Annotated in this window: 25 protein-coding genes; 15 read left to right on the forward strand and 10 right to left on the reverse strand. The window is 65.1% G+C overall.

Going from position 1 to position 20,622, the window contains the following annotated elements; translation table 11 throughout:
* Positions 1-16: 16 nt before the first annotated feature.
* The 5 genes from GD606_RS12900 to serS form a co-directional block, all read right to left on the reverse strand.
* Positions 17-1,672 carry a hypothetical protein gene (locus GD606_RS12900; protein ID WP_163301665.1) on the reverse strand — a complete coding sequence of 552 codons (1,656 nt, stop codon included), beginning with the start codon at positions 1,670-1,672 and terminating at the stop codon, positions 17-19.
* A 74-nt stretch (positions 1,673-1,746) separates the two neighbouring features.
* Positions 1,747-2,136, reverse strand: a complete 390-nt coding sequence (locus GD606_RS12905; protein ID WP_163301666.1) for a cytochrome c3 family protein — start codon at positions 2,134-2,136, stop codon at positions 1,747-1,749.
* 98 nt (positions 2,137-2,234) lie between these two features.
* Positions 2,235-2,978, reverse strand: a complete 744-nt coding sequence (cobJ, locus tag GD606_RS12910) for a precorrin-3B C(17)-methyltransferase (RefSeq protein WP_246298788.1) — start codon at positions 2,976-2,978, stop codon at positions 2,235-2,237.
* A 2-nt stretch (positions 2,979-2,980) separates the two neighbouring features.
* The gene (locus GD606_RS12915; protein WP_163301668.1) at positions 2,981-4,159 is read right to left on the reverse strand and encodes a cobalt-precorrin 5A hydrolase; all 1,179 of its coding nucleotides are present in this window, start codon (positions 4,157-4,159) and stop codon (positions 2,981-2,983) included.
* Between the two features lie 100 nt (positions 4,160-4,259).
* Positions 4,260-5,540, reverse strand: a complete 1,281-nt coding sequence (gene serS / locus GD606_RS12920) for a serine--tRNA ligase (RefSeq protein ID WP_163301669.1) — start codon at positions 5,538-5,540, stop codon at positions 4,260-4,262.
* 163 nt (positions 5,541-5,703) lie between these two features.
* On the opposite strand from serS, the gene GD606_RS12925 reads away from it, so the two are divergent.
* The 4 genes from GD606_RS12925 (at position 5,704) to GD606_RS12940 (ending at position 8,337) form a co-directional block, all read left to right on the forward strand.
* Complete coding sequence (locus GD606_RS12925) at positions 5,704-6,216, forward strand: CinA family protein (RefSeq protein ID WP_163301670.1); 513 nt, start codon at positions 5,704-5,706, stop codon at positions 6,214-6,216.
* 335 nt (positions 6,217-6,551) lie between these two features.
* The gene (locus GD606_RS12930) at positions 6,552-7,325 is read left to right on the forward strand and encodes a ParA family protein (RefSeq protein WP_246298789.1); all 774 of its coding nucleotides are present in this window, start codon (positions 6,552-6,554) and stop codon (positions 7,323-7,325) included.
* A 49-nt stretch (positions 7,326-7,374) separates the two neighbouring features.
* Complete coding sequence (locus GD606_RS12935; protein WP_163303327.1) at positions 7,375-8,010, forward strand: hypothetical protein; 636 nt, start codon at positions 7,375-7,377, stop codon at positions 8,008-8,010.
* A 48-nt stretch (positions 8,011-8,058) separates the two neighbouring features.
* On the forward strand, positions 8,059-8,337 hold the full coding sequence (locus tag GD606_RS12940; protein ID WP_163303326.1) for an amphi-Trp domain-containing protein: 279 nt from the start codon (positions 8,059-8,061) through the stop codon (positions 8,335-8,337).
* An 82-nt stretch (positions 8,338-8,419) separates the two neighbouring features.
* Here GD606_RS12940 and GD606_RS12945 read toward each other — a convergent pair whose 3' ends face one another.
* Complete coding sequence (locus GD606_RS12945; RefSeq protein WP_163303325.1) at positions 8,420-8,920, reverse strand: hypothetical protein; 501 nt, start codon at positions 8,918-8,920, stop codon at positions 8,420-8,422.
* A gap of 173 nt (positions 8,921-9,093) precedes the next feature.
* On the opposite strand from GD606_RS12945, the gene GD606_RS12950 reads away from it, so the two are divergent.
* The 6 genes from GD606_RS12950 to dsrP are packed head-to-tail and all read left to right on the forward strand — an operon-like array spanning position 9,094 to position 14,769.
* Positions 9,094-9,633: an RsbRD N-terminal domain-containing protein gene (locus GD606_RS12950; protein WP_163303324.1), complete on the forward strand. Its 540-nt coding sequence runs from the start codon at positions 9,094-9,096 to the stop codon at positions 9,631-9,633.
* Positions 9,634-9,671: 38 nt separating this feature from the next.
* Positions 9,672-10,676 carry a sulfate reduction electron transfer complex DsrMKJOP subunit DsrM gene (gene dsrM / locus GD606_RS12955; protein ID WP_163303323.1) on the forward strand — a complete coding sequence of 335 codons (1,005 nt, stop codon included), beginning with the start codon at positions 9,672-9,674 and terminating at the stop codon, positions 10,674-10,676.
* Between the two features lie 42 nt (positions 10,677-10,718).
* Entirely contained in the window at positions 10,719-12,335 is a 1,617-nt protein-coding gene (gene dsrK / locus GD606_RS12960) for a sulfate reduction electron transfer complex DsrMKJOP subunit DsrK (RefSeq protein WP_163303322.1), read from the forward strand.
* 2 nt (positions 12,336-12,337) lie between these two features.
* Entirely contained in the window at positions 12,338-12,754 is a 417-nt protein-coding gene (gene dsrJ / locus GD606_RS12965; protein WP_163303321.1) for a sulfate reduction electron transfer complex DsrMKJOP subunit DsrJ, read from the forward strand.
* Between the two features lie 39 nt (positions 12,755-12,793).
* Positions 12,794-13,570: a sulfate reduction electron transfer complex DsrMKJOP subunit DsrO gene (gene dsrO / locus GD606_RS12970; RefSeq protein WP_163303320.1), complete on the forward strand. Its 777-nt coding sequence runs from the start codon at positions 12,794-12,796 to the stop codon at positions 13,568-13,570.
* A gap of 8 nt (positions 13,571-13,578) precedes the next feature.
* Positions 13,579-14,769, forward strand: coding sequence for a sulfate reduction electron transfer complex DsrMKJOP subunit DsrP (gene dsrP / locus GD606_RS12975; protein ID WP_163303319.1), 1,191 nt, complete (start codon positions 13,579-13,581; stop codon positions 14,767-14,769).
* 126 nt (positions 14,770-14,895) lie between these two features.
* Here the strand turns inward: dsrP and GD606_RS12980 are convergent, their stop codons facing one another.
* The 3 genes from GD606_RS12980 to GD606_RS12990 all read right to left on the reverse strand — a co-directional run bounded on the left by GD606_RS12980 (position 14,896) and on the right by GD606_RS12990 (position 17,075).
* Positions 14,896-15,411, reverse strand: a complete 516-nt coding sequence (locus tag GD606_RS12980) for a universal stress protein (protein ID WP_163303318.1) — start codon at positions 15,409-15,411, stop codon at positions 14,896-14,898.
* 92 nt (positions 15,412-15,503) lie between these two features.
* Positions 15,504-16,499, reverse strand: a complete 996-nt coding sequence (locus GD606_RS12985; protein ID WP_163303317.1) for an arsenic resistance protein — start codon at positions 16,497-16,499, stop codon at positions 15,504-15,506.
* A 354-nt stretch (positions 16,500-16,853) separates the two neighbouring features.
* Positions 16,854-17,075 (reverse strand): hypothetical protein, encoded by a 222-nt coding sequence (locus GD606_RS12990; protein WP_163303308.1) that lies wholly within the window; start codon positions 17,073-17,075, stop codon positions 16,854-16,856.
* On the opposite strand from GD606_RS12990, the gene GD606_RS12995 reads away from it, so the two are divergent.
* The 5 genes from GD606_RS12995 to GD606_RS13015 all read left to right on the forward strand — a co-directional run bounded on the left by GD606_RS12995 (position 17,054) and on the right by GD606_RS13015 (position 19,960).
* Positions 17,054-17,566, forward strand: a complete 513-nt coding sequence (locus GD606_RS12995) for a YeeE/YedE thiosulfate transporter family protein (protein ID WP_163303316.1) — start codon at positions 17,054-17,056, stop codon at positions 17,564-17,566. The two genes, GD606_RS12990 and GD606_RS12995, sit on opposite strands and share 22 nt — an antisense overlap.
* A gap of 1 nt (position 17,567) precedes the next feature.
* Complete coding sequence (locus GD606_RS13000) at positions 17,568-18,092, forward strand: DUF6691 family protein (RefSeq protein ID WP_163303315.1); 525 nt, start codon at positions 17,568-17,570, stop codon at positions 18,090-18,092.
* A 127-nt stretch (positions 18,093-18,219) separates the two neighbouring features.
* Positions 18,220-18,474 (forward strand): hypothetical protein, encoded by a 255-nt coding sequence (locus GD606_RS13005; RefSeq protein ID WP_163303314.1) that lies wholly within the window; start codon positions 18,220-18,222, stop codon positions 18,472-18,474.
* Between the two features lie 181 nt (positions 18,475-18,655).
* Positions 18,656-18,931, forward strand: a complete 276-nt coding sequence (locus GD606_RS13010; RefSeq protein ID WP_163303313.1) for a hypothetical protein — start codon at positions 18,656-18,658, stop codon at positions 18,929-18,931.
* 294 nt (positions 18,932-19,225) lie between these two features.
* Positions 19,226-19,960 carry a Rossmann-like domain-containing protein gene (locus GD606_RS13015; RefSeq protein WP_163303312.1) on the forward strand — a complete coding sequence of 245 codons (735 nt, stop codon included), beginning with the start codon at positions 19,226-19,228 and terminating at the stop codon, positions 19,958-19,960.
* A 65-nt stretch (positions 19,961-20,025) separates the two neighbouring features.
* Here the strand turns inward: GD606_RS13015 and GD606_RS13020 are convergent, their stop codons facing one another.
* On the reverse strand, positions 20,026-20,604 hold the full coding sequence (locus GD606_RS13020; RefSeq protein ID WP_163303311.1) for a VOC family protein: 579 nt from the start codon (positions 20,602-20,604) through the stop codon (positions 20,026-20,028).
* Positions 20,605-20,622 lie beyond the last annotated feature (18 nt).

Raw genomic sequence — 20,622 nt, forward strand, 5'->3', positions numbered from 1 at the left:
ATTGCGGGGCCTGAAATCAGTCGTCCATCTCGCTGGCCAGGGCCGCGATCTCCTCGCGGATGATCCGGGCGGCCTCGGCCGGAACGGATTTTTGGATCGCCGCCTGCATCTCTGCGGCCATCTCCATGCGTATCCGCGTCAACAGGGCATCCTGGTCCACCTTGGTCACCCGGCAGGCCATCTCGCCGCGCAGGGTCTCCAGGGCCTTGGCCAGATCCGCCGTCTCCTGGCGCAGGGCGGCCACGTCGTCCATGGACGGCCCGGCCTCGGCCGGGGACTGGGCGGCCACAGCCGCCAGTTCGGCCTTGAGGGCCGAAACCTCGGCCCGCAGGGAATCGGCCGACTCCGCCGACTCGGCCGTGGCCTCGGCCGTCTGGCGTCCGATCTCGTCCAAAATCTCGCGGCGCAGGTCCGAGGCGGCGGCAGCCTGGGCGGCCGGGTCCGGAAGGTTCGCCAGCCGGGCGGAAATGTCCTCGCCAAAGGCCTCCAGGCGCTCCTCCAGGAAGGATTTGAGCTCCGTCGACAGGACGGACAGGGCCGGGGCCACATCCGCCGGGGGCGGCGGCGTGTCGGCCATCTCCCTGCCGAAGGCCTCCAAACGCTCTTCCAGGTACGCCTTGAGCTCCGAGGACACGGCCGCCAAAGCCGGGGCCACATCCACCGGGGCCGGGACGTCTTTGGCCATCTCCTGGCCAAAGGCCTCCAGGCGCTCTTCAAGCAGGCCGGAAAATTCCGTGCGCAGGGCGGCGGCATCCGGGGGCGGCGTGGCGGCCAGGGCCTCCAACGCAGCCTCGTGCCGCCCGGCCTGCCCGGTCACCCCGGACAGTTCGGCCTCCAGGCCCGCGATCCGGTCTTCCAGGACGGCGATGCGCGCCGTGGCCGCTTCCAGGAGCTCGGCCGCAGCCTTGGCCTCCTCCTCGCTGGGTACGGGCGGCGGCCCGCCGGCCTTGGCGATGATGGCGTCCAGGGCCTCCAGGTCGATGCCCTCGCCCGGGGGAACAGGGGTCGGCGGCGCGACAGCGGCGACGGCCAGCCCCGTGGCGGCCATCGCCGCCATGTCGGCGGCCGGGCCGGAAATGTTCGGGGACGCTTGCCCGGCCGTGACCTCAAGCGCCTCGTCCTCCTCAAGGCCGAGCCCCGTCAGGTCGGGCAGGGCGTCGTCGTCCCTGGCCCTGGTTATTGCCGGAGCGCCGAATCCTTGGTCCGCCTCCATGGCCTCGAGGTCGTCCAGGCTCCCGACGTCCACGACATTGGAGGCCTCGTCTTCAAGGGGCGGGGCGGCCCGTGGCGTTTCCACGGGTTCTTCGGGCAGATCATCGTCGCCCGGTTCTTCATCGACGAAATCGGAAAGATCAATGGCGTCCGTGTCGTCATCGTCCGCGACCGCCGGACGAGGCGTCTCCACCTCCGGAGACGGGGTCGCATCGAGCCCGATTCCGGACAGATCCATCTCCTCCAGTTCCAGAGGGTCGTCATCGGGAGACAGGGGCGGGGACGGGGACTTGGCTGCAGCAGGCGCCGGGCCCGCATCGGAAAAAAGATCCTCAAGCTCGCGCTCGAAGCTCATGTCCGCACCGGCGGCGCCGGAACCGGGATCCGCAACGGGCGATCCGTCCTCCTCAACAATGTCCGTCAGATCAAAGATATCGTCGGAGGGGTTGGTTTCGGGCATCGATCACCTCGCGCCGGGGGGATTGGGAGGCCATGGAGAGACCGCAAAGCGGCCTCTCCATGACAACGGAAGTGCTAGGACTTCTTCGGATGGCAATCCGTGCACTTGGTGGGGCCCTTCTGCTGCGCCTTGTGGCAGCCCAGGCAGCTCTTTTCGCTCTTCATGTCGTGATAAGCCCGGTAGAACGACTTGTCGCTGGTCTTGTCCTTGGGATCCGTGCTGTCATGACACCCGGCGGACGCGCACTTCACGACGGCGGCCTTACCATCCCACTTGTGGTGGCACACCTTGCAGTCGGTGGCTGCATGCCCCTTGTGGGAGAAGTTCACCGGCGACTGGGTGGCGGCCATGCCTTCCGGGGCCTTGATCACCAGGTCCGCAGGGGCGTCCACGGCATACAGGGCCGGAAGACAGAAGGCGCTGACCAGCAGCGCGGCAACGAAACCAATAAGCCACTTTTTCATCCCTCTCACCTCCTCAAGCGTTTGGGAATCTATTCACACCAGCCAATACGGCGACGTATAGCGCCCTGTCAAGGACTGCTGGAAAAAACGAAGGCAAATCAACCTGAAAGGCCGTATTTCCCCTCATAGCCGCGCGGGGTGAGCATCCTCCCCGAGACGTTGCGGCTGGCGGCGTTGCCCACGATGACGATGGTCAGCATGTCCACGGCGCCGGGGTCGAATCCGGACAGGGTGGTCACGAAGGCCTCCTGTCCCGGCCGGTAGGCGTTGCGCACCACGCCCACGGGCGTGTCCGGGCCGCGCCAGGCCCCGATGATCTCCATGGCCCGGGCCAGATGTCCGGCCCGGCGTTTGGACCTCGGATTGTACAACACCAGAACGAAATCCGCCTGGGCCGCCAGGTCGATGCGTTTTTCAATGACCTCCCACGGCGTCAGAAGGTCGCTTAAGCTGACGCTTGCGAAATCGTGGGTCAGCGGCGCGCCCAGAAGCGCCGCCGCCCCGGCCAGGGCCGGGATGCCCGGCGCCACGGAAAACTCCAACACATCCAAAAGGCCCCTGGCCTCCAAAATCTCCAGCACCAGCCCGGCCATGCCGTACACCCCGGCGTCCCCGCCGGACACCACCACCGTGTCGTCCCCGGCCAGGGCCCGGGCCACGGCCGCCTCGCACCGGGCCACCTCGCCGGTCATGCCCGTGCGAATGACCTCCTTCCCGGCCAGGAGTTCGGGCGACACAAGCGCAAGATACGTGCCGTAGCCGACCACCACCCGGGCCGCCTCAATGGCCTGCCGGGCCATGGGGGCCAAAAGCCCGGCGTCGCCCGGGCCAAGGCCCACCACCGTCAGTCGGCCATGGCCACGGCCACGGTCACCGGGCCGATCACGGTCTTTTTCACCACAAGCCGGTCTGTCCCCGCCGCCAGCATCGCCGCCGCTTCGCATACGCTTTTCGTCCCCACACGCCGTTTCACGGTCTGGGAGGGGGTGGGCACGGCAACCGCGTCCAGCTCCCCCTCCGGATAAAACATCGTCTCCGCCGAAAACTCTTGTGCGGCACGCAAAAGGCCCGGCTCGTCGCGCTTGATCCCGGCCGTGGCCACAATCCCCACGCAGGACGCGGACAGCCCCCGGGCCTCCAGCACCCGGCGCACCGCCGCCACGATCACCTCCCCGGACGTCCCCCGGCGGCAGCCCAGGCCCACGGCCAGTACCCGGGGCCGCAGCGCCAGCCGGGCGGGCAGGGGGGCCGCCTCCCGCACGTCCACCACGATATGCGGCCGGGCCGGATCGAGCATCGACGGGTCCGACACCCACTCGAAAAACCGCGCCTGGCCCGGGTCGGCCACCTCGAAACGGCGCCACGGATCGAACACCGCCACGGTCCCGCCCGCAGCCAACACCGCGTTCACCGCCACCAGGGCCGCCCGGTTCTCCAGGCCAAGGCCCAGGCGCGCCGCCAAGACCTCGGCCGCAGGCGCGCCCATGGCGTCCGTGGCCGTGGTGACCACCGCCTGCCCGCCGGTCAGGGAGGCCGCCAACCGGGCCAGATCGTTGGCCCCGCCCAGATGCCCGGAAAGCAGGCTGACCACGAACCGCCCGGCCGGGTCCGCCGCGACCACGGCCGGGTCCACGGCCTTGTCGCGCAAAAGAGGGGCCATGGCCCGCACCACCGCGCCGCAGGCCGCAAAAAACACATGCCCCCGGTAGCAGCCCCACACCCGGGCCACATGGTCCGCAAAGCCCGTAAAGCCTTTTGCCCCCACCTCGGCCGCAAACCTTTCGGGCGCAAAAAAATCCGCCCCCAGCCGCCGCGCCGTTTCAGCCGCCGTGGCTGAGGCCGTCAGGGTATGCACGGCCAGGGCGCCCCCGGTCCACGGGCCGGACGCGGCAGGAAGCCCCTGGCCTTGCGTCCGGCCAGGCGCGCAAGGCGGCCCCGCGAGATTGACGCTCGAAACGGACGGCTCGCAGCCTTGCGCCCGGCTGGGCGGACTCGGGGCCTTGCGGCCTGGTTCATCGTTCATGGTCGCCTCGACGCAAGGCCAGCTTCGGCCTGTTCAACCTGGCGCGGCAGCCGTTTTGCCGGGCCTGGGCAGGGGCGCGCAGGCGGACGGCCCGGCCGCCTCAGGTCGCGGGCGAAAGCCGGTCGCGGCCGCCCATGTAGGGCGCAAGGGCAATCGGCAGGGTCACGGAACCGTCGGCGTTCTGACCATTTTCCAGGATGGCGGCCATGGCCCGGCCCACGGCCAGCCCCGAGCCATTCAAGGTATGGGCCAGGACGGACTTCTTGGCCCCTTTGTCCTTTAACCGGATGTCCGCCCGGCGGGCCTGGAAGTCCTCCAGGTTGGAGCAGGAGGAGATCTCGCGGTATTTCCCCTGGGCGGGCAGCCAGACCTCCAGGTCGTAGGTCTTGGCCGCGCCGAAACCCAGATCCCCGGCGCACAGGCTGACCACCCGGTAGGGCAGTTCCAGCTTTTGCAGCACGGCCTCGGCATGGCCCGTGAGCCGCTCAAGCTCGACGTAGGAATCCTCGGGACGGCAGAGGCGCACCAATTCCACCTTGTCGAACTGGTGCAGGCGGATCAGCCCCCGGGTGTCCTTGCCGTAGGAGCCGGCCTCGGACCTGAAACAGGGGGTGTAGGCGGTATAGGCCAGGGGCAGGGCTTCGGCGGCCAGGGTCTCCTCGCGGTGCAGATTGGTCAGGGGCACCTCGGCCGTGGGGATGAGGTAGCGATCCTGGCCCTCGATCTTGAACAAGTCCTCGGCGAACTTGGGAAGCTGCCCGGTGCCCACAAGGCTGGCCCCGTTCACCAGGTACGGCGGGGCGATCTCCAGGTAGCCGTGCTCCTGGGTGTGCATGTCGATCATGAAGGCCACCAGGGCCCGTTCCAGCCGGGCCAGATCGCCGCGAAGCACGCAAAACCGGGCCCCGGACATGCGCACGGCCCGCTCGAAGTCCAGGCCCGCCAGACCCGCGCCCACGTCCAGATGGTCGCGCACGGGGAAATCGAAGGTCCGGGGCTCGCCCCACACCCGCTGCACGGGATTGTCGTTCTCGTCCTTGCCGTCGGGCGTGGTGGCGTGGGGGATGTTGGGCACGGTCAGAAGGATGTCGCGCACCTGCGCGTCCACGGCGGCCAGTTCGGCGTCCAAGGCCTTGATCTCGTCCGAGGCCCTGGAGATTCCAGCCAGGATGTCCGAGGCGTCGCGCCCCTCGCGCTTGGCCCTGGCCACCTCGGCCGACACCCGGTTGCGTTCGGCCTTTATGGCCTCCACGCGGGAGAGCAGGTCGCGGCGCACGGCGTCTTTTTCCAGAAAGGCGTCCAGGCCGGGGATGGGGCCGCGCCGGGACAGGGCCTGGCGCACGGCCTCGAAATTGACGCGCACATACTTGAGATCGAGCATAAAACGGCTCCTTGGCGTGATGTCCGCGACCCGAAACCGGCCGCTGGCGCTGCCCGGGTCTTACGCGGGCGGCCCGCGCGGCGTCAAGAAGCCGCCACCCAGGCGGCATGCGCCATGACAGCCGCCCCGCTTTGGGATAGTCCGGCGTCGAAGGAGACCTCCCATGACCGATATCGTCCAAAAAACCCTGGCCGCCGCCCAGGCCATCGTCCCCCGCCTTGCCGCCCTCCTGTCCGATGGCGGCCTCACCCTGTCAACGGCCGAGTCCTGCACCGGCGGCCTCATCGGCCACATCCTGACCAACCAGCCGGGCGCCTCGGACTGGTGCCTGGGCGGGGTGGTGGCCTATGCCAACAGCGTGAAAACCGGACTCCTCGGTGTTCCCGCCGCCACCCTGGCCTCGGCCGGGGCCGTGAGCAAGGAAACGGTTCTGGCCATGGCCGAGGGCGTTCGCAAGGCCACCGGCTCAGCCTGCGCCGTGGCCGTCTCGGGCATCGCCGGACCTGAGGGCGGCACGCCGGACAAACCCGTGGGCACGGTGTGGATGGCCTTCGCCATGCCCGACGCCACGGACGCCCAATGCTTCCAGTTCACGGGGTCGCGGGAAGAGATCAAGGCCAAGACCGCTGCGGCGGCCCTGGGCAACCTGCTGGCCCGGCTGGCCCCGGCGGATTGAGCAGGAGAGGATGCCTCCGGCGGCCAGGGGGGAAACCTTTTGAAAAAGGTTTCCCCCCTGGACCCCCTTTCGAAAACTTTGTCGCGCTTCGCGTCCGCGTGCGGGAGACAGCATTCTCTCCGACCCCCCTGATTTCGGGCGTTTTGCCCGGCGCTTCGCGCCGGGCAAAACGCCCGAAATCAGGGGGGGCCGGGGGAAATGATTTCCCCCGGGCGGGGTTCGGGGCGGCAGCCCCGCCTCCCTGCCTCCCCGCCTCCAAATCGTCACGCTTCCGTCGCGTGGCCGCAACCCGGGCGCGGCAACATCAGGCACTTTATCGGGAGTTCCCGGGAGGCATGGACATGCGGACCTTGGCGGTCATCAACCAGAAAGGCGGGGTGGGCAAGACCACCACGACCCACAACCTTGGCGCGGGGCTGGCCCGCCGGGGACTGCGGGTGCTCCTGGTCGACGCCGATCCCCAGGCCCATCTGACTACGGCCATGGGCCAGGACGCCTCTGCCCAAAAGGGCGGCGGCCTGTTCGAGGCCCTGACCGGCGAGGCCGCGCCGCTGGATGTTGTCCGCACCGGCGTCGGCCCGGACCTTCTCCCGGGATCTCTGGCCCTGGCCGGGATCGAGTCGCGCCTGTCCGGCACGCCCGGTCGCGAGGCCCTGGTGCGCCGGGTTCTGGAAAAGCTGCCCGGCTATGATGTCGCCGTCATCGACTGTCCGCCCAACCTGGGTCTTCTGACGGTGTGCGCCCTGGGCGCGGCCACCGAGGCCCTGGCGCCCATGCAGGCCGAATTCCTGGCCCTTACGGGGCTGGCCGCCCTGCTCGACACCCTGCGCGCCGTGCGTTCCCGCATCAACCCGGAACTGGCCCTGGCGGGCATCCTGCTCACCCGGTTCGACGCCCGGCGTCGGCTTGGCCGGGAGGTGGCCGCGCGCCTGGACGAACATTTTCCCGGCCTGGCCTATGCCGCCCGCATCCGTGAAAACGTGGCCCTGGCCGAGGCCCCGGGATTTGGCCAGGATATTTTCACCTATGCCCCGGGCAGCCGGGGGGCTGCGGATTATGCGGCCCTGGCCGCCGAGGTGGCTGAACGGGCCCCCAGGCCCATCCCCTGAACCCGGCCCCCCGGTTGCCGGACAACCCGTTTTGCAAGGCGGCACGATCATGACCAGACCCCTTCGGCTGGGGAAAGACCCCCTGGGCCGGTTGGATTCCCCGGCAGACGGCCACCTTTCGGCCCCCGGCCCCGGCGGCAGCGCCCTGGACCGCATCCTGGCCGACTCAGGGAACCCGTCGGCGGCCCCCGAACCGCAATGTCCGCCCCAGTCCGGATCGGCCGGGCGCGAATCGGACGCCGTGGCCCGGACCCTCGAATTTCTGCAGGACATGATCGACGGTTCGGAGACGACGCTGCCGTGTCCGCCCTGCATCACGGTGGACACGGAAAGCGATCTGACCGATCTGCCCATGCGGCAGGCCTATCTCCTGGGCCACGCCCTGCGGCTCATTTTGGAGATGGGAAAAGATGCGCCGCGATCCGGCCCGGCCGCCACCCCCCTGCGCATCCATCTCCACAGCCGCCTGTCCGGTCGCCTGGAGCTGTCCGTGACCGACGGCGGCGACTTTTTCCCCGCCAACCTGAGCCTTTTCGAAGGGCCGCACCCTGATGTCCGGGAACTGGCGGATTTCGTGTCCCGCCGGGGCGGGTCCGTGCTGGTGACCCGGGGGCGGGCCACCCAGGTGTCCGTAGTGGTCTGGGGCCGTCAGGCGGCCACGTCCACGATCTGCGCCGCTGAATGAATTCATCAACAACCCGGTCTTGTCCCGGAAACGAAACGGAGGAAATCCATGGCCAAAAACAAGGTGAAGATGGAAGGCATGCTGGAATTGCGCGAGGTGGTGGCGCGACTTGAGGATGTGGTGTCCAACCTCAAGGCCGGAAGCATCTGCATGACTGTTGGCGAGGACTGCGTGACGCTTCGTCCCACGAGCATCGTGTCCATATCCATGAAGGCGTCTCAGAAAAAGGATAAGGAAAAGTTCACGCTGGAACTGTCCTGGAAGACCGGAAGGGATGCGGAACTGGCCCCTGAAGCCCGCATCACCGGGGCCGGATTCGCGGATTAATCATCTGCCTGCCGCGTGAAAAAAAGAACGCGCCCCCGAACAGTTCGTCCGGAGGCGCGTTTTGCGTCGTTACAGGAGCGGGCTACAGTCTGCCCGTTTCCCGCAGGGCCCGCAACCCCTTGGAGGAGACGATATAGCCCTTGGCCTTGCGCCCCTCGCCCCACTTGATGCGCACCCGCAGCAAATACCCCCGGGCGAACAGGTCGGCCACATCGTCGGGGTCGTAAAAGCGGGCCTTTTTATCCGGCATGATCCCCCGGTAGCGGGAGGTCTTTGACAAATGATACGTGTCGCCCAAAACGTCCAGGTGCTCGGGTTCCAGCCCGGTCGAGTCGGCGCCCGGGACGCGCCCGCCCGTCAGCATGCGGCGTCCCGCATCGGTCAGGCGCAACCCCTTGAGCCCTTTGCCGCAGGAAAAGGTCAGCTTGATCCATTCCAGAAAATCGGCATGCACCAACTCCTTGATGTCCCGTTCGTCGTACAAAAACGTGTGCCTGCGGGGCATGGCCCCCTGATAGCGCTCCACGGCCGAAAACTCGGCCACGGCCTTGACAATGCCGTGTTGCGCGCTTGAAAGCTCCATCTTCGCTGCCTCCTGGCCCAAGGCCTGTCACAGACGGTCTGCGGGCGTGAAATGCCGCGCCCGGACGGCAAAAAAGGACGGAATGGACGGGCGGTGTCCTTTTCATCTTTACAATTGTCATGTTTTTGGTATGGAATCAACCTGTTAGACGTTTGTGAAGAAAAGGACATTTCATGACGGTTTCAAGCGCCCTCCTCGCCCAAAAAAAGGATGATATTCTGGCCCGTTGGTTCGATCTGACGCTGGCCACCTACGCGCCTGAAACAGCGGTTTTGTGGAAAAAACAGAAGGACCGCTTCGCCAATCCCGTGGCCCATCGCTTCAAGACCGGCATGACCGGCGTTCTCGACGAACTGGTCAACACCTCGGAAACACCGACGGCGGCCGTGTTCGAGCCCCACCTGGACGAAATCGTGCGGGTGCGGGCCGTGCAGGATTTCACTCCGGCCCAGGCCGTGGCCTTCATTTATCTGCTCAAGCAGGCCGCGCGCGATGTGCTGTGGGAGGAGGTCAGCCAAAACGGACGCTTCACCGAGCTTTTTGAACTGGAATCGCGCATCGACGTGCTGGCGCTCATCTGTCTTGACATCTATTGCAAATGCCGGGAAAAGCTCTTCCAACTCAGAATCAACCAGATCAACACCCAATATTCCAGGCTGCTCAAGCGGGCGGGGCTCGTTTGCGAGATTGATCCGGAGACCCCGGAAAGCTGATTTCGTTGTCGGTGAAACTTTTAACGAGGTGAGGGTCCATGGCAGCGTTCTACTCCTTCTTCGTCGTTCTGGCACTTGTCGTGCTCGCCTGGGCGGGAGCCGGTGAGGCCGGGTGGAAGGGTCTTTTTGGGATATATATCCCATATTTGGCCCTTTTGGTCTTCTTGTTCGGATTTTTATCGAAAATCCTGAGCTGGGCCAAAACCCCCGTGCCTTTCTGTATTCCGACCACTGGCGGGCAGCAGAAGTCCCTTCCCTGGATCAAGAACAATCCGTGGGACAACCCGTACAACGCCAGCGGCACGGTCATCCGGATGGCCCTGGAAGTCCTGACCTTCCGGTCGCTGTTTCGCAACACGTCCGTCCAGTTGCAGCAGGACGGCCCCAAGGTCGGGTACAACTCCGCGAAATGGCTGTGGCTCTTCGCGCTGATGTTCCACTATTCCTTCCTGCTCATCGTGCTGCGGCATCTGCGCCTTTTCACCAACCCGGTGCCCATGCCCATCCTGAAGCTGGAATTTTTCGACAGCATCCTGCAGATCGGGGTTCCGGTCCTGTACCAGTCCGACATGATCTTCGTCGTGGCCATCCTGTTTCTGTTCCTGCGCCGGGTGTTCGACTGTAAGGTCAACTACATCTCGATCATGTCCGACTACTTTCCCCTGTTCCTGATCCTGGCCATCGCCCTGTCCGGCATGTGGATGCGCTACATCGCCAAGGTGGACGTCATCGCCGTCAAGGAACTGACCATGGGGCTGGTGACCTTCCATCCGGTCATCCCCAAGGATCCCATCGACATCTCCTTTTTTGTCCACATCTTTTTGGTGAGCGTGCTTTTCATGTACTTCCCGTTCTCCAAGCTCATGCACATGGGCGGCGTGTTCTTAAGCCCCACGCGTAACATGCCCAACTTCAGCCGCCGCCAGATGTGGGTCAATCCCTGGAACGACCCGGCCATCAAGGCGCACTCCTATGCGGCCTACGAGGACGATTTCCGCGAGAAGATGATCGAGGCCGGACTGCCCGTGGACAAGAAGGCGTAAGCGCCCAAACCCATATTTATCCCTTGGTGAAAAGGAGCGATCATGGCCAAGTATCCGCCACCTGAAGAGTTGATCAAGATCAACTACAGCACGCCGCCCACTTCCTGGATGGACGTGCCGCCGGAGTTCAAACCGGGCAATTTCAGCTATCCGGCCAAACCGGACATCCTCAAGTACTTAAACTTCCCCAATCCCCGGGTCTGGTCGCCCATGGACGACGACTGGAAGCTGCCCGAGAACTGGAAGGAGATCATCACCGAGGGCTTCCGCGAACGCCTGGACAAATACCGCTCGTTCAAGATCTTCATGGACGTGTGCGTGCGTTGCGGGGCCTGCGCCGACAAGTGCCACTTCTTCATCGGCGGCGGCGACCCCAAGAACATGCCGGTTTTGCGGGCCGAACTTTTGCGCTCCATCTACCGCGGCGACTTCACCATGGCCGGGAAGATCCTGGGTCGGCTGGCCGGGGCCCGCAAGCTTGAGACCGACGTGGTCAAGGAATGGTTTTTGTATTTCTACCAGTGTACGGAATGCCGCCGCTGCTCGCTTTTCTGCCCCTACGGCATCGACACCGCCGAAATCACCATGATGGCCCGGGAGCTCCTGCACCTGGTGGGCTGCAACATCAACTGGATCCTCGAACCCGTCGCCAACTGCAACCGCACCGGAAACCACCTGGGCATCCAGCCCCACGCCTTCAAGGACATGGTGGAGTTTTTGTGCGAGGATATCGAAACGGTCACGGGCGTGCGCATCGATCCGCCGCTGAACCGCAAAGGGGCCGAGATCCTGTTCATCACCCCCTCGGGCGACATCTTCGCCGATCCGGGCATCTACACCTTCATGGGGTACCTGATCCTGTTCCACTACCTGGATCTCGACTACACCTGGAGCACCTACGCCTCGGAGGGCGGCAACTTCGGGCTGTTCACATCCGACAAGATGATGAAAAAGCTCAACGGCAAGATGTACCACGAAGCCGAACGCCTGGGCGTCAAATGGATCCTGGGCGGCGAGTGCGGCCACATGTGGCGGGTCATCAACCAGTACATGCTGACCATGAACGGCCCGGCCAACTTCCTGCAAACACCGGTTTCGCCCATCACCGGCACCCGGTTCGACGCGGCGGCCGGAACCAAGATGCTGCACATCACGGAATTCACCGCCGACCTCATCAAGAACAACAAGCTCAAGCTCGACCCGAGCCGCAACGCCAACTTCAAGGTCACCTTCCACGACTCCTGCAACACCGCCCGGGGCATGGGCATCCTGGAAGAACCCCGCTACATCCTGAAAAACGTGGTCCCGGAATTCTACGAGATGCCCGACAACACCATCCGCGAGCAGACCTTCTGCTGCGGCGGCGGCGCGGGCTTAAACAACGAGGAGTTCATGGAGACACGCCTGCGCGGGGGCCTGCCCCGGGGCAACGCGGTCAAATACGTCCGCGACACCCACGGCGTGAACACCCTGGCCTGCATGTGCGCCATCGACCGGGCCACCCTGCCGCCCCTGTGCGACTACTGGGCGCCCGGCGTCGGCGTGAGCGGCATCCATGAACTGGTGTCCAACGCCCTGGTTCTCGACGGCGAGAAGAAACGGACCATGGACCTGCGCCAGAATCCGCTGCCAGGCTTCGAGGACGAGGAGGAGGAATAGCCATGTACCAGGCCAAATACATCATCCCCGGACTGATCGTCTTCGCGGCGCTGGTGCTCTTCCCGTTCGTCTTCAATGCGGGCAGCGCGCCTTTCGAGGTCAAACTGGAACTCCCCAAAAACGCCTCGGAGTGCATCGAGGCCAAAGAGGTCATGCGCGCCCGGCACATGCAGATCCTCGACGAGTGGCGCGACAAGGTGGTCCGGCAAGGGGTTCACGTCTACGAGAACTCCAAGGGTCAGAAGTTCGACATCAGCCTGACCAACACCTGCATGGAATGCCACACGGACAAGGCCAAGTTCTGCGACCGGTGCCATACCCCCGTAGGCGTGTCGCCCTACTGCTGGGACTGCCACAACCTGTCGCCCAAACAGGCTGGGCCCATTCCCCCGGTTTCCCAGGAAGCCGGCGGTCACTAGGCCCCCCCGCGGGACACAACCTCTGAAAGGGGACCATCAATGAAAAGCAGCAGAAGAAAATTCCTGAAGCTGGCCGCGGTTTCCGCCCTCGGGTTGGGAGCCGGACGGATCGGCTTTCTGGGCGACGCCCCGGCCGGGGCCATGGATATACCCACGGCGGCTGACTACAACGCGCCGAGGGAGGCCAAGCATTGGGGCATGGCCATCGACACCACCCGGTTCAACCAGGAACTGGTGGACACCTGCGCCACGGCCTGCCACACCCAACACAACGTCCCGACCATCCCCGGCAAAAAGGGGATCAAGTGGTTCTGGGGCGCCAACTTCGAAGAGTCCTTCCCCACCGAGCACGGACACAATCTGCCCGAAGACGTGGAGCACCGGACCTACCCGCTTTTGTGCAACCAGTGCGAAGAGCCCATGTGCGTGCGGGTGTGTCCCACCCAGGCCACGTTCAAGCGGGCCGACGGCATCGTCATGATGGACTTCCATCGCTGCATCGGCTGCCGCTACTGCATGGCGGGCTGTCCGTTCGGGGCCCGGAGCTTCAACTTCCAGGATCCCCGGCCGTTCATCAAAAACTTCAACCCGCTGTTCCCCACCCGCACCCGCGGCGTGGTGGAAAAATGCAACTTCTGCGCCGAGCTTCTGGCCCTGGGCAAGATGCCCGCCTGCGTGGAGGCCTCCGGCGGCGCGCTCATCTTCGGCGACCTGGAAGACCCCGAATCCGACATCCGCAAGGTCTTGCGGGAACGGTTCGCTTTGCGCCGCAAACCGGACGCCGGCACCGGCCCCAGCGTCTACTACTTGATGTGAGGTAAGCCATGATCGAGAAAGCACTTCGAGGCTCTCCACGCTACTGGGGCCTGATCATCGGCCTTCTGTGCGTCATCGGGCTGGGGGCGGGCTTCTGGATGTTCCAGCTCACCAAGGGCTTGGTGGTCACCGACTTAAGCCGCGACGTGTCCTGGGGATTCTACATCGCCCAGCTGACCTACTTCGTCGGCGTGGCCGCCTCGGCGGTGATGCTGGTTTTGCCCTACTACTTCCACCACTTCAAAGCCTTCTCCAAGATGATCATCCTTGGGGAGTTCCTGGCCATCTCCTCGGTCACCATGTGCATGCTCTTCGTGGTGGTTGACCTCGGCCAGCCCCAGCGCATGCTGAACATCATCTTCCATCCCACCCCGAACTCGGTGCTGTTTTGGGACATGATCGTCTTAAACGGCTACCTGTTCCTGAACCTGATCATCGGATGGACTTCGCTGCAGGCCTTCCGCAACAACATGACGCCGCCAACGTGGGTCAAGCCCCTGGTCTACCTCTCGGTGATCTGGGCCTTCTCCATCCACACCGTGACAGCCTTTTTGTACGCGGGCCTGCCCGGCCGCCACTACTGGCTCACGGCCATCATGGCCGCGCGCTTTCTGGCCTCGGCGTTCTGCTCCGGCCCGGCCATCCTTCTCTTGCTGACGCTTCTGGTCAAGCGTCTGACCAGCTTCGACCCGGGCAAGAAGGCCATCGACACCCTGGCCACCATCATCACCTACGCCATGTGCGTGAACGTGTTCTTCTTCCTGCTTGAGCTCTTTACGGCCTTCTACAGCAACATGCCCGGCCACATGGCCCCCATCGTGTACCTCTTCAAGGGCTTCGACGGGGACACCACACTTGTTCCGTTCATGTGGACCGCAGCCGTTTTGGCCATCATCTCCCTGGCCATGCTCATCCCCTACAAGATTCGCCAGCAGGGCCCGGCCCTGGTGACGGCCCTGATCCTTCTGGTCATCGCCTCCTGGATCGACAAGGGCATGGGACTCATCGTGGCCGGTTTCGCGCCCAACCCCTTCGAGAAGGTCACCGCCTACCTGCCCACGGTTCCCGAGCTTGTGGTGTCGTCCATGGTCTTCGGCATCGGCGCCCTGATGCTCACGGTGCTGTGGAAGGTGGCCCTGAGCGTGCGGGCCGAGGTCGAGGGCGGCAACATCAGCATGGTGCCTCCCAAGCCCGAATAACCGCCGCCTCCCGGCAAGCGACAAGGCCCGGCCCCCCTATGGGGACCGGGCCTTTTTTGCGCCGCGGGGAGCCTTCCCGTCGTCAGGCAGGACACCCGGGGTTCCCGCAGCCGCGCCGTACGCGAATCAGGCTTCCTGCTCCGCAACCGTCTCGCGTACGAAAAGGATGGGCTTGACGCTATGCCGCAAGACCTTCTGGGCCACGCCGCCAAGCAGCATGTCCATGAAACTGTTGTGGCCGTGGGTTCCCATGACCACGAGGTCGTACCCTCCTGCGGCGAGCTCCTCCAGGATGCGCCCAGCGGGATCCCCCATGGCGATCTTGATCCGGGCGTTCGCCGCCGGACAATTCGGCGAGTCGGTCACGCATTCCTTCGCGGCCTCCGCCACCTTGGCCCGGGCCCGCTCCAGGGCGCGGGACGTGTTTTTTTCATTGAACTCGTTCCAGGATGCGGCGTCGAAATGGCCTTCGATATCGAACCCCGATTCCTCGCTCATCATCTCCACCACGTCGGGCGCCACATGCAGGATCGTCAGGGAGGCGTGGTGGCGCTCGGCCTCGGAGACCGCGTAGCGCAACGCCTGGCGGGAACTTTCCGACAGGTCTGTGGCCAGAAGGATTCGACGGATTATGGGCAGCATGGCATGACTCCTTTGTTTTCCCTACACGGATCGAAGACGACCCGATGTCGTCAGAAACGGGCCTCCATCCCCGGCAGGCCCGGGCGGGTTGGCTACCCGCGGGCCGGTTGCAGGGGGGCCGCTTCCGGGACCGGCCCGAAGATCCGGGTATTGAACTTGACGTACCAGGCCGCCGACTGCACCTGGATGATGTAGGCCAGGGCCACCACCAGGGCGGCGTCGGACCCGCTGGCCCCGAAGGCGTTCACGGCCACGGCCAGGGCGATAGACAGGTTGCGCATGACCGTGCCGTAGACCAGGGCGATGGCCGTGCCGCGCGGCAACAGCCAGCGTCCGAGCAGGGTCGAGAGCACATAGTTCACCCCGTAGATGATCCCCAGGGGAACCAGGATCTCGGCCAGGAGCACGGGATTGGCGGCGATGGTCCCGGCCTTGAGCGCCAGGGCGATCATCACGATGCCCAGCACGCCGATGGTGGACATGGCCGGAAACCTCGGGCCGATGCGCTCCTTGAAGACCTTTTGTCCGTAGCTGCGCACCAGGAGACGCTGGGTGGCGTAGCCTGCGGCCATGGGCAAAAAGACGATCAGCCCGATCTGCTTCATGACCCCGGCCACATCCATCTCAATGTCGGCCCCAAGCAGGGCCCGGACGTAAAACGGCGTGGCCAGGGAGCCCAGCGTCAGCCCGATGACCGTCATCTTGACCGCCGCCGCCACGTTGCCCTTGGCGAACCCCGTCCAGGAGATGGTCATGCCGCTGGTGGGCACCAGCCCGGCCAGGAGGATGCCGAGCACGAGGTACGGCCGACCCGGGAAAAAGAGCTGCGCCACCCCGAAGGCCAAAAACGGGATGACCAGGAAGTTGATGGCCTGGGTGAGAAACTGGGCCTTGCCGTCGCCGCCCGAGAAGACCTCGCTCACCTTGAGCGTCACCATCATGGGATAGACCATAAGGAAGGTAAACGGCAGGATCAGGCTTTTCATCCACGAGACATCGGCCAGAAGGCCCCAGACAAACCCCAGAACCATGGCGGTGGGGATGGCCAGCACGAGATTTTTCGAGATACGCTGCAAAAGGGACCACATGACGCTTCCTCCCGGCTTCGCCGCCCTGCAGACGGGGCGGACGTGGTTTTTCGGCCTTTCCGGCCCTTACTCCGGACGGCACGTTGCCTGGAAAACACCGGGGGCGCATTGATCCGGATCAATCGGCGGGGCGCTTTTCGTACCCATGTCGCAAAAGCCCACGAAAAATCCGGCCGGGCGTCGCGTGCCTGTCCCGGACCCCGGGGGCTGGGGGAGCCGGGAAAGGCAGGGCGCGCCCAAACGGCCCTGGAGCCCCGACAGACGCTTCTTTTTGCTGCCGGACGGTGGACCCGGGCTGCCGCCCGGAGTAGGATATGGATCACGATCTGCTCCCTGCCGGGGCCTGGGCCCCAGTCAGGCCAGACAGGCCGGACAGGCCATGGGCGCGGCTGGCCCTGTGCGGCAAAACCCGGGACCGCGCGCCGGGAGGGGGACGTCCGGGGCATAGGGCTGGGGCATGGGGCCGGACGCCTTGTCCGGTGCGGGCCAATGCCGCCAGGGTCGCAACAGGCTGACGCCGTAAAGGCGGCAGACGACAAACCAGGAGGACGGAGATGCGCCGAGACGCAACGGCATGGAATCCTTATGTGGCAGGGGCCTTATCCGGGGTGCTGGCCGTGGGGTCCGTCGCGGTCACGGGGAAATACCTCGGGGCCTCGACGACGTTCGTGCGCGGGGCGGGCATGGTGGAACGCCTCTTCTCGCCCGACGTGGTGGCCAGCTTAAGCTACTATCTCAAGGAAAAGCCCATCATCGACTGGCAGTTCCTGTTTGTGGCGGGGATTTTCCTGGGGGCCTTTCTGGCCGCGAAGCTCTCCGGAGACTTCAAGATCCAGGCCGTTCCCGACTCCTGGCGTCAGCGTTTCGGCCCGGGGGCGGGCCTGCGGGCCGTGGTCGCCTTTTTCGGCGGCATCATCGCCATGTTCGGGGCCAGGCTGGCCGACGGCTGCCCCAGCGGCCACGGCTTAAGCGGCCTGAGCCAGCTTTCGGTCTCCGGCTTTCTGTCCGCCGCCGGATTCTTCCTGGGCGGCATCCTTATGGCCCGCCTGGTCTACGGGAGAAAATGACATGGAACTCCTTATCGGCCTTTTCACCGGCATCGTCTTCGGCTTCCTGCTCCAGCGCGCCCATGTGCTGCGCTACGACAAGCAGCTCGGGGCCCTGCGGCTCATGGACATGACCATCGTCAAGTTCATGCTGGCGCACATCCTGGTGGCCATGGTCGGCCTGTATCTGTTGTCCGATCTGGGCCTGGCCAAGCTGTCCCTCAAGGCCACGGTGCTCGGAGCCAACATCCTGGGCGGGCTGATCTTCGGCCTGGGCTGGGGGCTTCTGGGCTACTGCCCGGGCACCTCGCTCGGGGCCCTGGGCGAGGGCCGGGTGGACGCCCTGTCCGGCATCCTGGGCATGCTTGTCGGCGCGGCGGTCTTCTCCCGATCCTACGACTGGCTTTTAACAACGGTCTACACCTGGGGGGACTACGGCAAGATCACCCTGCCTGGGGTGACGGGCCTGAACCACTGGCTGGTCATCGCGGTCCTGGCCGCCGTCTACGTGCTCATCCTGCGCTTTCTCGAGCGCAAGGGGCTGTGACGCCCGGCAGGGGGACGCGTTCCCCGGCCGACACACGATCCCCGTGGATGCAGATGGCGCCCTCCAGACAGGCGCAGGCCCGATCTGAACGCAAAGGGGCGGCACGACAGCCGCCGGAGGTATGCCCATGCGGTTCCCCGTACTGGCCATGATCCTGGCGGTCCTTGTGGCGGCCACGGCCCATGCCGAACCGGACAAGACCACCACCAGCCGCATCTATGACGAAAAAGGACGCTACCAGGGCAAGACCGTACAGCGCGATGGAAACGCCCGGATCTACGACGCCAAGGGCGTCTATCAAGGCCGGATCATCCGGAAGGAGAACGGCGACGCCGTCATGTACGACGCGAAAGGCACGTTCCAGGGCCGGATCAAGCCGTAAATCCCCGGGCGATCTCCCAGGCCCTCCGGATATCCGCCAGATGCGCGCAACCGGCCCCGGGCGCGGGGCATTCGTTTGTTTTCGCAGGGATTGTGTTCTATGACCTTTTCAAATACGCCATCGGCCTCGCGCCTCCCGAAAGACCAGGGGACGCCCCCGCCAGCCGAGAAAGGAACTCCCCATGCCCGAACGTACGGCCCTGAAACGCGCCTTGGAAGAACTCCTGGGCGCTCCCCTGCCCGGCGATCCCACCGGCCACGTCAATGACGCCCTGGATCTGGCCGGACGGCTCGAAGCCCGGGGCTACGGCTTCCGGTTGCGCGACGCCCGGCCCAAGGATCCCCTCGCCAACCTCTGGAAGGCCGTCTTCACCAAGGACGGGCGCGCCTTCGAAAACGAGGACGCCGAGGCGGCCCTGGCCGTGTGCCGCGCCGCCCTGGCCGCGCTCTCTGACTGACCGCCGCCAGCCAGACGTTACCCGCACACCCTACTGAAACGTGGCGGATCTGTCCGCCTCTGCAGCACGACGCCGAACGAAAGAACTATCACGTAAAATTCTATTTACGTATCTCTGCATGGAACCGCCTCCAGCGAGTGGCTCCATGCAGCATGATGCAGATGCTTGCCAGAACATGAATCCTGGGTATAGCCTTGACCCGGCGTATCGGCGCGCGTCCCTGCACACGCCTGGACACACTTTTCAACTTCCTTACGAAAAAATATATTTTTGCTTGCTAAAAAGGAGCTCTATATGGACCGACAGCCTTGCGCCCTGGATGTGCTGCAAAACAAGGCCGCCCGGATATGGGAAAAGGCGGGGCTGCTCCAGACGCCCATCACGATCACGGCCCGGACGTTGAGCACGCAGGAGGCCATCGGCGACCCCGAAGGGGACGACTTTCCTCTGCAAAAGGGCAAGGAACGGCTCATGGAGGCGGTATTTCTCGGCAGCCGGGGGCAGGCCTTCACGGATCAGTTCGGCGATTTCTCGGGCAGTCTGGCCGATGTGGCGGACATGCCCCTGGGCAACAATTTCCGCCGGGCGGTGCTCGTCTGCGCTGTCAACGCCACGGCCAGACACCTGGGGCTGTGCGACCGGACCATCCACTGTCGTGACAAGGAGCCCGGGCAATGCGCCGGGCTTTTCAGCGAGTACATCAGCGCCCGCTACGGCGCGCCGCGTATCGCCCAGGTGGGATTTCAGCCGAAGATCATCGAGGCCCTGGCAAAGCGCTTCGAGATGCGGGTGCTCGATCTCGACCCGGACAACATCGGGACCACCCGGCACGGGGCGCCCGTCGAGGGGCCTGCGAAGCAACTGGAGGTGCTGGACTGGGCGGATCTGTGGGTGGTCACCGGCTCCACCCTGGCCAATGACACCCTTGGGGATTTCCTCGGCACAAAACCGGTGGTGTTCTACGGCACCACCATCGCCGGAACCGCCGCGCTTTTGGGCCTCGAGCGGTTCTGCGCCATGGCCACATAGGCCATCGGGGCCGCCGCCCCGAACCCCGGGGGGAACCTTTTTTTCAAAAAAGGTTTCCCCCGGGGTTATTCTTCTTCGGCCAAGATCTCCCGGCCCTCGCCGGGATAAATGCGCCGTTCGGAAAGGGGCGTGGGCCGGGTCACGGTCGGCCATGTCCCGGGCACGGGGTCGGCCCCTTCCAGGGTCACGGCCGACGGCCGCTTGTCGACCATGGCCGGGTGGGCGCGGACGTCCACGCCGGGCACGGGACAGCTGAACTCGATGGCGATGCCGTTGGGGTCGAAGGCATAGACGGAAAAGATGAAGCCGTGGTCGATGACCTCGGACACCCAGACGTCCGCCGCCTCAAGCTTATCCTTGATCTCGAAGAGGTCGTTTCTGTCCCGCACCCCGATGGCCACATGATCGAAGGCGTACGGCCCCCTGACGGGCACGCCGTGGTCCTTTTCCGGGATGGGTTCCACGCCGTCCCATTCGAAAAAGGCGATCATGTCGGTGGGGCTTATCTCGAAAAAATAGTGCCGGTAGCCGGGACGCCCCAGCCCCGCCACCAGCCGCAGGCCCAGAAGGTCGCGCCAGAAACGGATAGTCCCGTCCATGTCCCCGGTGGCCATGGCCAAGTGGTTGATGCCGGTGTAGTGCATGACGGACTCCAGGCGGCG

Source organism: Desulfolutivibrio sulfodismutans DSM 3696 (assembly GCF_013376455.1).
GTDB lineage: Bacteria > Desulfobacterota > Desulfovibrionia > Desulfovibrionales > Desulfovibrionaceae > Desulfolutivibrio > Desulfolutivibrio sulfodismutans.

Bases quoted from the DNA above. Each gene is read 5' to 3' on its own strand.
- GD606_RS12900 (WP_163301665.1), bottom strand. From the start codon at position 1,672: ATGCCCGAAACCAACCCCTCCGACGATATCTTTGATCTGACGGACATT.
- GD606_RS12905 (WP_163301666.1), bottom strand. From the start codon at position 2,136: ATGAAAAAGTGGCTTATTGGTTTCGTTGCCGCGCTGCTGGTCAGCGCC.
- GD606_RS12915 (WP_163301668.1), bottom strand. From the start codon at position 4,159: ATGAACGATGAACCAGGCCGCAAGGCCCCGAGTCCGCCCAGCCGGGCG.
- serS (WP_163301669.1), bottom strand. From the start codon at position 5,540: ATGCTCGATCTCAAGTATGTGCGCGTCAATTTCGAGGCCGTGCGCCAG.
- GD606_RS12925 (WP_163301670.1), top strand. From the start codon at position 5,704: ATGACCGATATCGTCCAAAAAACCCTGGCCGCCGCCCAGGCCATCGTC.
- GD606_RS12930 (WP_246298789.1), top strand. From the start codon at position 6,552: ATGGACATGCGGACCTTGGCGGTCATCAACCAGAAAGGCGGGGTGGGC.
- GD606_RS12935 (WP_163303327.1), top strand. From the start codon at position 7,375: ATGACCAGACCCCTTCGGCTGGGGAAAGACCCCCTGGGCCGGTTGGAT.
- GD606_RS12940 (WP_163303326.1), top strand. From the start codon at position 8,059: ATGGCCAAAAACAAGGTGAAGATGGAAGGCATGCTGGAATTGCGCGAG.
- GD606_RS12945 (WP_163303325.1), bottom strand. From the start codon at position 8,920: ATGGAGCTTTCAAGCGCGCAACACGGCATTGTCAAGGCCGTGGCCGAG.
- GD606_RS12950 (WP_163303324.1), top strand. From the start codon at position 9,094: ATGACGGTTTCAAGCGCCCTCCTCGCCCAAAAAAAGGATGATATTCTG.
- dsrM (WP_163303323.1), top strand. From the start codon at position 9,672: ATGGCAGCGTTCTACTCCTTCTTCGTCGTTCTGGCACTTGTCGTGCTC.
- dsrK (WP_163303322.1), top strand. From the start codon at position 10,719: ATGGCCAAGTATCCGCCACCTGAAGAGTTGATCAAGATCAACTACAGC.
- dsrJ (WP_163303321.1), top strand. From the start codon at position 12,338: ATGTACCAGGCCAAATACATCATCCCCGGACTGATCGTCTTCGCGGCG.
- dsrO (WP_163303320.1), top strand. From the start codon at position 12,794: ATGAAAAGCAGCAGAAGAAAATTCCTGAAGCTGGCCGCGGTTTCCGCC.
- dsrP (WP_163303319.1), top strand. From the start codon at position 13,579: ATGATCGAGAAAGCACTTCGAGGCTCTCCACGCTACTGGGGCCTGATC.
- GD606_RS12980 (WP_163303318.1), bottom strand. From the start codon at position 15,411: ATGCTGCCCATAATCCGTCGAATCCTTCTGGCCACAGACCTGTCGGAA.
- GD606_RS12985 (WP_163303317.1), bottom strand. From the start codon at position 16,499: ATGTGGTCCCTTTTGCAGCGTATCTCGAAAAATCTCGTGCTGGCCATC.
- GD606_RS12995 (WP_163303316.1), top strand. From the start codon at position 17,054: ATGCGCCGAGACGCAACGGCATGGAATCCTTATGTGGCAGGGGCCTTA.
- GD606_RS12990 (WP_163303308.1), bottom strand. From the start codon at position 17,075: ATGCCGTTGCGTCTCGGCGCATCTCCGTCCTCCTGGTTTGTCGTCTGC.
- GD606_RS13000 (WP_163303315.1), top strand. From the start codon at position 17,568: ATGGAACTCCTTATCGGCCTTTTCACCGGCATCGTCTTCGGCTTCCTG.
- GD606_RS13005 (WP_163303314.1), top strand. From the start codon at position 18,220: ATGCGGTTCCCCGTACTGGCCATGATCCTGGCGGTCCTTGTGGCGGCC.
- GD606_RS13010 (WP_163303313.1), top strand. From the start codon at position 18,656: ATGCCCGAACGTACGGCCCTGAAACGCGCCTTGGAAGAACTCCTGGGC.
- GD606_RS13015 (WP_163303312.1), top strand. From the start codon at position 19,226: ATGGACCGACAGCCTTGCGCCCTGGATGTGCTGCAAAACAAGGCCGCC.
- GD606_RS13020 (WP_163303311.1), bottom strand. From the start codon at position 20,604: ATGCACTACACCGGCATCAACCACTTGGCCATGGCCACCGGGGACATG.